The sequence below is a fragment of the Pseudomonas sp. GW821-FHT07E12 genome, assembly GCF_058986605.1.
Map to the genome: position 1 here is coordinate 23093 of NZ_JBYSVX010000045.1, position 11136 is coordinate 34228.

Annotated in this window: 9 protein-coding genes; 6 read left to right on the forward strand and 3 right to left on the reverse strand. The window is 67.0% G+C overall.

All coding sequences use genetic code 11. The features are described 5' to 3' along the window. Positions 1-2: 2 nt before the first annotated feature. Positions 3-1061 carry an NAD(P)-dependent alcohol dehydrogenase gene (locus AC3WJE_RS18955; protein ID WP_493732387.1) on the reverse strand — a complete coding sequence of 353 codons (1059 nt, stop codon included), beginning with the start codon at positions 1059-1061 and terminating at the stop codon, positions 3-5. A gap of 321 nt (positions 1062-1382) precedes the next feature. Between AC3WJE_RS18955 and AC3WJE_RS18960 the strand changes: the two genes are divergently transcribed. The 4 genes from AC3WJE_RS18960 (at position 1383) to AC3WJE_RS18975 (ending at position 5442) form a co-directional block, all read left to right on the forward strand. Further along, positions 1383-2432 carry a glycoside hydrolase family 5 protein gene (locus tag AC3WJE_RS18960; protein ID WP_493732388.1) on the forward strand — a complete coding sequence of 350 codons (1050 nt, stop codon included), beginning with the start codon at positions 1383-1385 and terminating at the stop codon, positions 2430-2432. A 274-nt stretch (positions 2433-2706) separates the two neighbouring features. Beyond that, the gene (locus tag AC3WJE_RS18965) at positions 2707-3588 is read left to right on the forward strand and encodes a methylglyoxal synthase (RefSeq protein WP_493732389.1); all 882 of its coding nucleotides are present in this window, start codon (positions 2707-2709) and stop codon (positions 3586-3588) included. Between the two features lie 12 nt (positions 3589-3600). Then, positions 3601-4044: a hypothetical protein gene (locus AC3WJE_RS18970; protein ID WP_493732390.1), complete on the forward strand. Its 444-nt coding sequence runs from the start codon at positions 3601-3603 to the stop codon at positions 4042-4044. A gap of 72 nt (positions 4045-4116) precedes the next feature. Next, positions 4117-5442, forward strand: coding sequence for a substrate-binding domain-containing protein (locus AC3WJE_RS18975; RefSeq protein ID WP_493732391.1), 1326 nt, complete (start codon positions 4117-4119; stop codon positions 5440-5442). Between the two features lie 232 nt (positions 5443-5674). Here AC3WJE_RS18975 and AC3WJE_RS18980 read toward each other — a convergent pair whose 3' ends face one another. Together AC3WJE_RS18980 and AC3WJE_RS18985 are read right to left on the reverse strand one after the other, a co-directional pair. After that, positions 5675-7405, reverse strand: a complete 1731-nt coding sequence (locus tag AC3WJE_RS18980) for a M28 family metallopeptidase (RefSeq protein ID WP_493732392.1) — start codon at positions 7403-7405, stop codon at positions 5675-5677. Positions 7406-7445: 40 nt separating this feature from the next. After that, on the reverse strand, positions 7446-8108 hold the full coding sequence (locus AC3WJE_RS18985; RefSeq protein WP_493732393.1) for a DUF4097 family beta strand repeat-containing protein: 663 nt from the start codon (positions 8106-8108) through the stop codon (positions 7446-7448). A gap of 98 nt (positions 8109-8206) precedes the next feature. On the opposite strand from AC3WJE_RS18985, the gene AC3WJE_RS18990 reads away from it, so the two are divergent. Beyond that, the gene (locus AC3WJE_RS18990) at positions 8207-9499 is read left to right on the forward strand and encodes a murein hydrolase activator EnvC family protein (RefSeq protein ID WP_493732394.1); all 1293 of its coding nucleotides are present in this window, start codon (positions 8207-8209) and stop codon (positions 9497-9499) included. A gap of 171 nt (positions 9500-9670) precedes the next feature. Continuing rightward, positions 9671-11059 carry a S41 family peptidase gene (locus tag AC3WJE_RS18995; RefSeq protein ID WP_493732395.1) on the forward strand — a complete coding sequence of 463 codons (1389 nt, stop codon included), beginning with the start codon at positions 9671-9673 and terminating at the stop codon, positions 11057-11059. Positions 11060-11136: the final 77 nt, after the last annotated feature.

The following is an 11136-nucleotide window of genomic DNA, read 5'->3' on the forward strand; positions in this document are numbered from 1 at the left end:
GCTCAGGCGGCCTTGTCCAAGGTCGCCATGTCGATCACGAAGCGGTACTTCACGTCGCCCTTGAGCATGCGCGTGTAGGCCTGCTCGATCTGGTTCATCGGGATCGTCTCGATGTCCGACACGATGCCGTGCTTGGCGCAGAAATCCAGCATCTCCTGGGTCTCGCGGATGCCGCCGATCAACGAACCGGCCAGGGTGCGGCGCTTCAGGATCAGGTTGAACACGGTCGGCGACGGATGCGGATGCTCGGGCGCACCGACCAGCACCATCGCGCCGTCACGCTTGAGCGCGGCCAGGAACGGATCCAGGTTGTGCTCGGCGGCGACGGTGTTGAGGATGAAATCCAGCGAGTTGGCCTGTGCGGCCATCTGCTCCGGATCCCTCGACACCACCACCTCGTCGGCGCCCAACCGCAACGCATCGGCGCGCTTGTTCTCGGAAGTGGTGAACAGCACCACGCTGGCGCCCATCGCCTTGGCGATCTTCACGCCCATGTGGCCCAGCCCGCCCAGGCCGACGATGCCGACCTTCTGGCCCGGACCGACCTTCCAATGCGCCAGCGGCGAGTAGGTGGTGATGCCGGCGCACAGCAACGGCGCGACCGAGGCGAGGTCATCGGCACTGTGGCTGATCCGCAGCACGTACTTCTCGTCCACCACGATGTGATCGGAATAACCGCCGTAGGTGTTCTCGCCGCCGAACATCGGCCCGTTGTAGGTACCGGTGAAGCCAGCCTCGCAATACTGCTCCTCGCCCTCCTGGCAGGACGGACAGGTGCGGCAGCTGTCGACCATGCAGCCGACGCCGGCAACGTCGCCGACCTTGAAGCCTTTCACCTCGCTGCCGACCGCACTGACCCGGCCGACGATCTCGTGACCCGGCAGCGACGGGTACAGCGTGTTCTGCCATTCGTTGCGGGCGGTGTGCAGATCGGAATGGCAGACACCGCAATAGAGGATGTCGACGCGCACATCGTGCGGACCCGGCTCGCGACGTTCGAACGAGAACGGAGCAAGCGGCTGATCCGCGGAACGGGCGGCGTAACCATGGGCATGACTCATGGGAAATCTCCAGAAAAGGCGTGGCCACGGATGCCTGTGCGAACCGTGCCAGCGGGGTGGGGGGATGGGTAAAGCTTAGACCACCGCTACGTTTCGGCGCCGTGACACAGCGTTGTGCCCAGGTGCTTGCGTGATGTGGCATGGCGTGGCGGCGGTCCCATGCAATCCGCGATCACCGCCACAGAACCCACCGCCGGATCGCGCCATCCATGCAGCGCTAACGCCAGCGGGCCTAGTCTCCGGGTTCGCTGTACTCGCTGTGCTGTGCCCGCCCCCGGCGGCCGCGCATCCCGACATCCCCCGCTGTCAGGAATCTGCCCCATGACGACCCGTTCGCGCCTGTCCCGTTCCCCCGTGCTGATGCTGGCCCTCGCCCTGCTGGTCGCGCCGCTGGCGCACGCCGCCGATGCGCTGAAATATGCCGGCGTCAATCTCGCCGGTGCCGAATTCAACGCCAGCAAGCGCCCCGGCACGCTGTACAAGGACTACACCTATCCGGCCGCCTCCGATTACGCCTACTTCGCCGGCAAGGGCATGAACATCGTGCGCCTGCCGTTCCTGTGGGAGCGACTGCAGCCGCAGGCGTTGGGCGAACTGGACGCCGCGCAGCTGGCACTGCTGAAGAAAGCCGTCGAGCAGGCCAAGGCCAACGGCCTCAAGCTGATCCTGGACGTGCACAACTACGCCAAGTACGACGGCACCCGGATCGACCAGCTCGACGGCGGCAGCGCGGCACTCGCCAACCTGTGGACGCGCCTGGCCGGCGAGTTCGGCAACGACGACAGCGTGATCTTCGGCCTGATGAACGAACCCAACGGCATTTCCGCCAGCGATTGGGCCGGCGCCGCGCAGGCTTCGATCGATGCCATCCGCAGCGCCGGCGCGCACAACCTGATCCTGGTACCGGGCACCGCCTACACCGGCGCACACAACTGGGTCAGCGGCGGCTATGGCGCCACCACCAATGCCCAGGCACAGGACGACCTGCACGATCCGCTGAACCACTACGCCATCGAGCTGCACCAGTACCTGGATGCCAACTTCAGCGGCACCAGTGCCGAATGCGCCAGCGCCACCATCGGCGCGGACAAGCTGCGCGGCGTCACCGCCTGGCTGCGCGAGCAGGGCAAGACCGGCTTCCTCGGCGAGTTCGGCGCCGCCGACAACGACACCTGCCGGCAGGCCCTGGACGGCATGCTCACGTTCCTCGAAGAAAACCGCGACGTCTGGCTGGGCTGGAGCTACTGGGCCGCCGGTTCCTGGTGGAAGGCCGACTACCCCTACAGCGTGCAACCCAACAAGGACGGCAGCGACAAGCCGCAGATGGAGATCCTGGTACCGCATGCGAAGAAGGTGACGGGGGCGCAGTAGCGGTTCCGTCATCCCGGCCATTGCACTGTGCTCGGACGACGTCACCAAGCAAGCCGCAAGCCATGCGTGTGGGAGCGACTTCAGTCGCGACGGGCTTTCCCGGTGAAGCCCGTCGCGACTGAAGTCGCTCCCACAGAGAGGCCGACACCGTGCCGGCAGGGCTCGTTTCCTTGCCCCGAAGCTCACGGCTTCAACCCGAAAACGCCATCAGGAAGATATCCACACGCCTCCGCACTAGACTTCCCCCTCCATCACGCCAAGGGGAATCGCACACATGCGTCTGGGACTGGCCGCCAACCGACTGCACCACCAGGGCAAGGACGCCGCACTGTTCCGCTGGCTGCGCGCCTGCGAGGCCGGCATCCGCGAGCTTGGCCTGAACCTGCACGCCGTCGGCCGCACCTACGAAGCGATCGCCCGCGCCGACCTGCTGCGCGACTACCCCGGCCTCAAGCGCTATCCCTACGGCCGCGAAGGCGGGCTGATGAAGCTGGTCGCCGAAGTGGTCGGGCTCGGCAGCGCCGAACGCACGCTGGATGGCGCGATCTACCTGATCGACCCGGTCGATCCGTCCTCGATCTTTCCCGAAGCGATCGCGCTCAAGCGCCAGTGCGTGATCCACGGCAAGCCGTTCATCTCGACCGTGGCCTCGGCGCGTGACTGGATCGAGATGGAACGCCTGCACGCCGGCTTCGCCGCCGATCCCGGCGCGGACGATCTGTATGCCCTGGAAACCCAGACCCTGGCCCTGATCGCGCACGATGCGATGAAGCCGCAGATGCTGGCCTTCGCCGCCGAGCACTTCGACCTGCTGTCGCGCTTCGCGCAGCGGATCGGCACCGGCACCACCGGCCAGCGCCTCAACGAACTGGCCTGGAGCCGCGGCTGGCCGCAGGACCAACCCTGGGTGCAACGCTACGAGAGCGGCCCGATGGGCGGCGACGCCCAGATCGCCGACCGCGTCCTCGAAAAACGCTGCCAACGCGCGGTGTTCTTCGAAGACCCCCACGTCGCACGCCAGCACGAAGCCGACATCCAGCTACTCGAACGCGCCGTCACCACCGTCACCGACCACGCCGTGTGCATCACCTCGCCGGGGGTTGCCGCGCGCTGGGCGAGTGCGGCGCAGTTGCGTGGTAATCGAGCGTCGAATTAGGTGCGCGATGCCATGAAGATCCCAACGCTGATCGGTTGTTTATCCAGCCTCGCAATCGCGGCTTGCGCCACTTTTCCCAATTCACAGCAAACCCCGCGGTCGTCCTCATCTTCATCCCCGCCCGATACGGTCATCGGTACCTGGGACTTTTCAGTCACGAGCGCGAGCACGCCACAACGCTTCCGCTTTGCGCTCACAAGTACGCCAGCCGATACATGCATAGCCGGCGCGTGGTACAAGGCGCGCCCGATCTCGGTGCCGAATGGAGTCGTATCCCGGCCTGCTTACCGTTATGAATCCGGCAGGCTTGAAATCCTGCTTTCGACGGCGTTGTGCGATGACTACACCTCTTTCATCGGCACCATCAACGGATCCAAATTCGACGGTTCATACGTCTCCTATGGCCTGGGGAGCAATACGGAACACGGAAAGGTCACTGGTTCGCGGCGCCCCTGATCTGCTTCAGGTCATCAGCATGTAATCGCCCGCCACGACACTCCTTGCCTTTCTACGGTCCAGGGGGACGTCATGGTGCGGTTCGTTCGTTGTCTAGCGCTGGCCGCATGCCTGGGATTACCACTGTGGGCGCAGGCGCAGGAACCCGAACGTCTGCGCATCCATGGCTCCAACAGCATCGGCGAGCGGCTGATGCCGGCACTGGTGGAAGACTGGTTGCACTCGATCGGTTACGAGAACCTGCAGCGCGCGTCGCCCTCCGGCGTGCTCACCGAGGTGCATGCGATACGCGATGGCCAACCGCTGGTGGTGCAGATCGACAGACACGGCTCGGCCAGCGGCCTGCAGGCATTGATCCATGGCGATACCGAGCTGGCGATGAGCACGCGCGTGCCGAATGCGGCCGAGCGCGAAGCCGGCTGGCAGCTGGGTGATCTGTCCTCGGCCGACCAGCAGTTCGTGCTCGCGCTCAACGGGGCACGCGTGCTGGTCGCGCAGGGCAATCCGCTGCGCAAGCTCGATATCGAGCAGCTGCGCGCACTGCTGGCCGGACACATCGACAACTGGAAGCAACTCGGCGGCGCCGATCGCCCGCTGCGCCTGGTCTGTACTGACGGCGGTGCCGGGCTGGCCGACTACCTGCGCCAGCGTGTCGGACCACTGGAGCGGCGCGCCTGCAGCCGCTCGCTGCGCACCCTGCGCGAAACCGCTACTGCTGTCGCCGGCGATCCGAATGCGATCGCGGTGGTCGAACTCGCCACGCCGATGGCCGCCGGCACGCGTGCGCTGGCGATATCCGATGGCGGCATCGCGGTCGCGCCGGACACGCTCGGCGTGCGCAGCGAAGACTATCCGCTGGTGCAGCGCTACAGCGTCTATGGCGGGCAGATGATGTCCGCGCTTGGCCGCAGCTTCGCGCTGTATCTGCTCGGGCCGTCCGCGCAGCGGGTGGTGGCGCGCCAGGGGCTGCCGGCAATGACGTTGCCAGACAACGCGGGCAAGGCCTCCGCTCCCGAGGCCGGCAACGACGCCTATGACCAGGCGGTGGCCGGCGCAGTGCGACTGCCGTTGAACGTGCGCTTCAACCTGCGCTCGCTCGGCACGATGTTCGAAGGTGGATCGGTGCAGGATCTGGACCGGCTGGTGGCGTGGATGCAGCAGCCGCAGTACCGGCATCGGCCGCTGGCGGTGATCGGCTTCGCCAATCCGGATCCGGCCAACCGCCTGTTCCCGACCATCGCCAGCAACGACCGCGCCGACATCGTCGCCAGTTATCTGGCCGAGCGCGGCATCGTGGTGCAGCGCGCGCGTGGCCTGGGCGCGGTGCGGCCGCTGGCGGGGGCTGCCGATCCGGGTGCACGGCAGCGCAACGAGCGTGTGGAAATCTGGATGTTGTAGCAATCTTGTGGGAGGGACTCTGGGTGGCCTAGGGCCATCAGTCCCGACGCTTTCCAGGTAAAGCCCGTCGGGACTGATGGCCCTAGGCCACCCAGAGTCCCTCCCACAGAGAGCCCAACTGTCCCGGCTGGCGGGACGACTTCATGGGCTCATCCACATCGAACACGAACACCACAAACGACAAGGCCCCCACTTGGGAGGCCTTGTCGCATTCGCTTGATTCCGCAGCGGCTTACTTAGCCGGCGCAGCCGCCGATTTGTCCGCCATCATCTTGTCGCGTGCGGCCTTGAACGGATTGCCGGCGTACCAGTTCGGCCAGCGATCGCCCGCCGCCAGTTCCTTGCCGACGCCGTAGATCGCCTGCAGATCCTCGACGTTGCCATCAAGCTTCCAGGTCGCCGCGTTGAACTCGTCGCACGGCGCGTGATAGCACTTGGCGTAGTCCTCGGCCGCCTTGCGGCCGGCCGCGGTACCGCCTTCGCGCAGGTCCTCACCGCCGTCGGTGTACAGCGCCGGCACGCCGGCCTTGGCGAAGTTGAAGTGATCCGAGCGGAAGTACGAGCCGTTCTGCGGCGAGGCCTCGCTGTGCAGCACGCGGCCCTGCATCGCGGCGATCGGCTTGAGGATGTCCTCAAGCTCCGAGCTGCCCATGCCGACCACGGTGATGTCCTTGGCACGGCCGGCGATCGACATCGCATCGATGTTCATCACACCGGCGATCTTGTCCAGCGGGAAGGTCGGATGCGCGACGTAGTACTGCGAACCGAGCAGGCCCGATTCCTCCAGCGTCACCGCCAGGAACACCACTGAACGCTCCGGCCTGGGCTGCTGGTGCGCGAACGCGTCGGCGATCTCCAGGATGCCGGCCACGCCGGTCGCGTTGTCCACCGCGCCGTTGTAGATGTTGTCGCCGCTCTCGCCGTCATGCTTGCCGAGATGATCCCAGTGCGCGGTGTACAGCACCGCCTCGTCGGCACGGCTGGTACCCGGCAGCACGCCGACCACATTGCGCGAGGACTTCTGCGCGATGGTGCTCTTCAGGTCCACCGACCAGCTCGCCTTCAGCGGCACCGGCTTGAAACCGCGCTTGCTGGCCGCCTTGTATTCCTTGTCCAAGTCGAGCCCGGCATCGGCGAACAGCTGGCGCGCCACGTCCTGGGTGATCCAGCCCTGCACCGGCAGGCGCGGCGCCGGGTCGTCCTTGGCCGGCAGGTCGTACTGCGCGCCCGACCAGGAATTCTTGACCACGTCCCAGCCATAGCTGGCACCGGGCGTGTCGTGGATGATCAGCGCCGCCGCCGCGCCCTTGCGTGCGGCTTCCTCGAACTTGTAGGTCCAGCGCCCGTAGTAGGTCATGCGCTTGCCGTCGAACAGCTTGGCATCGCCGGTGTGGAAGCCCGGGTCGTTGACGAACATCACCACCGTCTTGCCCTTCCAGTCCTGCCCGGCGTAGTCATTCCACTGCTGCTCGGGCGCATCCACGCCGTAGCCGACGAACACCAGGTCGCTGCTGTCGATCTTCACGTCCGGCTGGCCGGTGCGGGTGCCGATCACGATGTCGCTGCCGAACTTCAACGTGCGGGTCTTGCCGGCCGAGGTCAGGCTCGGCGCGGTGCTCTCGTTGGCGGTGGTCTCCACCATCAGCACGTCCTGGAACCAGCTGTCGCCGTTGCCCGGCTGCAGGCCGATGCGCTGCATCTGGTCGCGGATGTAGTTGACCGTCTTCTCTTCGCCGGGCGTACCGGGGCCACGGCCCTCGAAGTCGTCGGAGGCTAGGGTCTTCACCAGTTCGGCGAAATCGCCCTGGGTGATCTCCGGCGAGAACGCATGCGTGCTGGCCGGGGTAGCCACGGCCGCAGCGGTATCGGGTTGCACGGGCGCGGCGGGTGCGGCGTCCGGTTCGCGCTTGCACGCCGCCAGCGCCGCGGTCGCGGCCAGGCACAGCAGGATCTTGCGGGACATCGGGGCTCCTCGATTCGACGAAACCCCGATTCTAGGGCGCTCAATCGCCCGGAGCGACCTCGCTGTCGAAGGTCTGCACGGTGGCGCCGCTGACGGTGCCGATCCTGGCGGTGCGGTGCACGTACAAGGTGACCTCGCGCTCGAACTCCAGCGTGCCGTCAACCACCGCGTTCGGCCCGATCACCACGCGCGGCTTGCGCGAGGACTTGAACGACAGGCTGAAGCCCGGCTTGCGGATCGAGATACCGCCGGTCACGTGCGAACCGACGCCAATGGTGATGTCACCGCTGACCGTCTCGATGGTGCCCTTCACACGGGTCTCGACCAGGCCGATGCTGCCGTTGACGGTTTCCACGCCACCGCGCACCTCGCTACCACGGTCGACGAACACGCCGCCGTTGACGGTCTCGATGCCGCCATCGACGATCGTCTGCGCACCGACGTTGATGCTGCCGTTCACGGTCGAAAGCGCGCCGGTCTGCGCCTTCGTACCCACCGTGATGCCACCGTTGACGGTCTCCGCACTGCGGGTGCGCGCACCGTCGTTGATGCTGATGCCACCGTTGACCGTGTCCAGGTCACCGTACTGGCGGCCGGCCTCGGCCACGATACGGCCGTTGACCTTGCTGATGTCCTCGTCCGCCCAGGCCGGGCTCGCGGCCAGGGCCATCGCCAACCCTACAGCCAGATACAAACGGTTCATCGCTACCTCCCGCCGCTGGCGGCGTTGCCTACTTTGGCGGCGATCACACCATGCTTGGCTACAATCCGCATCTGTCTGAAGTCACTGGACCTTCCCGCTTGCTTTCGCCCCTCCGCCGCAAGGATCCGCCATCCCGGCTCGCCGCCGGCCCGATGTTGACCGTGGGCCTGGCCGTAAGCCTGGCCGTGGCACTACTGGCCGGCGGCATCGGTGCCAGCCAGGCGCAGGACCAGCGCGAGGCCGAGCGCAAGCTGGCGCAGATGCAGCGCGAGCTGAAGAACATCGGCGATGAGCGCCGCCAGCTCGAAGGTCAGCGCGGCGACGCCTCACGCAAGCTGCGCGAGGCCGACGAGAAAGTCGCCCGCTCGGCGCGCCAGCTGAACCAGACCGAGAGCGCGCTGCGCGAGCAGCAGCAGGCGCTGGCCGAACTGCAGGACAAGCGCGAGCGCCTGCGCAAGGGCCTGCGCGAGCAGCGCGCGCAGCTGGCCACACTGCTGCGCGCGGCCTATCAGGTCGGCGGCAACGCGCCGCTCAAGCTGCTGCTGTCGCAGGACAGCACCGCCGACGCCAACCGCGTGCTGGCCTATCACCGCTACGTGCAGAACGAGCGCGCCGCGCGGATCCAGAACCTGACTTCGGATCTGCAGGCGCTGCAGCAGGTCGAGCAGGACATCCAGGGCCGCCAACAGGCACTGGCCCAGGCCCGCCAACAGCAGCAGCAGCAGACCAGCACCCTGCAACGCGATCGCAAGCAGCAGGCCGGCACCGTCGCCGAGCTGGACGATCGCTACAAGGAACGCAGCGAGCGCGAGAAGGCCCTTGGCCAGGACACCAAGGCGCTGGAGAAGCTGCTGGCCAACCTGCGCGCGGCCGCGGCACGCGCCGAAGCCGAGCGCCGCGCCGCAGCCAAGCGTGCGGCCGAGGAAGCCGCTGCCACCGCCAAGGCCGGCGGCACCCACAAACCGGGCAAGACCCCGCCGAAGGTCGTCGCCAACGCGCCCGCGCCGAAGGTCGGCGGCCTGAGCTGGCCGGTCGCGGGCAACCTGCTGGCGCGTTTCGGCGGCACCTTGCCGGACGGGCGCACCAGCAGCGGCGTGCTGATCGGCGCCCCGCTCGGCAACACCGTCGTCGCCGTCGCCGATGGCACCGTGGTGTTCTCCGACTGGATGACCGGCTACGGCATGATCCTGATCATCGACCACGGCAACGGCTACATGAGCCTGTACGCGCACAACGAATCACTGCTGCGCGATGCCGGCACCGCGGTGAAGCGCGGCGAGGCCGTGGCCAAGGTCGGCAACTCCGGCGGGCAGGGCGTATCGGCGCTGTACTTCGAACTGCGCCGCAACGGCCAGCCGGTTGATCCGTCGTCGTGGTTGCAGCGGCGTTAGGCCGGGAATCGGGAATGGCGAATAGGGAATCGGAACAGCCGTTCGTGGCGAACTGAACGCACTGGGCTTTGCCGATTCCCCATTCCCGGCTCAACGCGAATTTAGCCTTGCTTCGCGCATAATCCGGTAGGCCCCGGCATTTGCGGGGCGTTGTCTTCCTCGGAGTGCTTCATGCGCGCAGCCGCCCTGTCCCTTGCTCTACTGCTTGCCCTGTTTTCGCCCGCCGTCCTCGCCCAGGACGCCCGCCCGGACACCGACAGCGCCACCGCTCCCGCCGACAGCAACGATCCCGATGCCGACGAATCGGCCGCCAGCAAGGTGCCGCTGGACGAGATCCGCCGCTTCGTCGCGGTCTACAACGCGGTCAAGCAGGCCTACGTCGATCCGGTCGACGACAAGAAGCTGATGCACTCGGCGATCCGCGGCCTGCTGCTGGACCTGGACCCGCACAGCACCTATTTCGACAAGGAAGACGCCGAAGCCTTCGACGAGCAGACCAGCGGCGCCTACGACGGCATCGGCGTGGAACTGCTGCAGCAACAGGACAACACGCTGAAGGTGATCTCGCCGATCGACGACACCCCGGCCGCGCGCGCCGGCATCCGCGCCGGCGACCTGATCGTGGCGATCGACGGCAAGCCGATCAGCACGGTCGACTCGATGGAGCCATTGCGCGGCAAGCCCGGCAGCAAGGTCACCCTGACGATCGTGCGCGACAAGGTCGCAAAACCATTCGACGTGACCGTGCAGCGCGAGACCATCCGCGTCGCCAGCGTGCGCTCGCGCATGCTCGAACCGGGTTACGGCTACATCCGCATCAGCACCTTCCAGGCCGACACCGGCACCGATTTCCAGAAGAACCTGGACAAGCTCAAGCAGCAGGCCGGCGGCAAGCTCAAGGGCCTGGTGCTGGACCTGCGCAGCAACCCCGGCGGCCTGCTGACCTCGGCCGTGCAGGTGGCCGACGATCTGCTCGACAAGGGCACGATCGTCAGCACCCGCGGCCGCATCTCGATCAGCGACGCCAAGTTCGAGGCCACACCGGGCGACCTGCTGCAGGGCGCGCCGGTGGTCGTGCTGGTGGACGCTGGCTCGGCCAGCGCCTCGGAAGTGCTGGCCGGTGCATTGCGCGACAACCAGCGCGCACGCGTCGTCGGCAGCCGCACCTTCGGCAAGGGCTCGGTGCAGACCGTGCTGCCGCTGGACAACGGTGACTCGGTCAAGCTGACCACCGCGCGCTACTACACGCCCAGCGGCAAATCGATCCAGGCCAGCGGCATCGTGCCGGACGTGGTGCTGCATCCCGAGGGCGATCAGGTCGACGCCGACGCACCGGCCAGCCTGGTCGACTACAGCGAGGCCGCACTACCGGGCCACCTGCACGGCGACGCCGAAGGCGAAGAGGGCTACAAGGCCGGCGACGTACTGCCCGGCGACGGCCCGATCAGCTCGGCACTGGCCGAACTGAAGCAACCCGGCGCGGTGGCGAAGGCCGAAGCAGCGAAGGCAAAGGCGAAGACCCCGGCGAAACCCAAGCCGGCGCCGGTACCGACCAAGTAAACCTGCTGTCGTAGGAGCGGCTCTGGGTGGCCTTGGGCCATCAGCCGCGATGGGGCGTCACCGGTAAAGCCCCATCG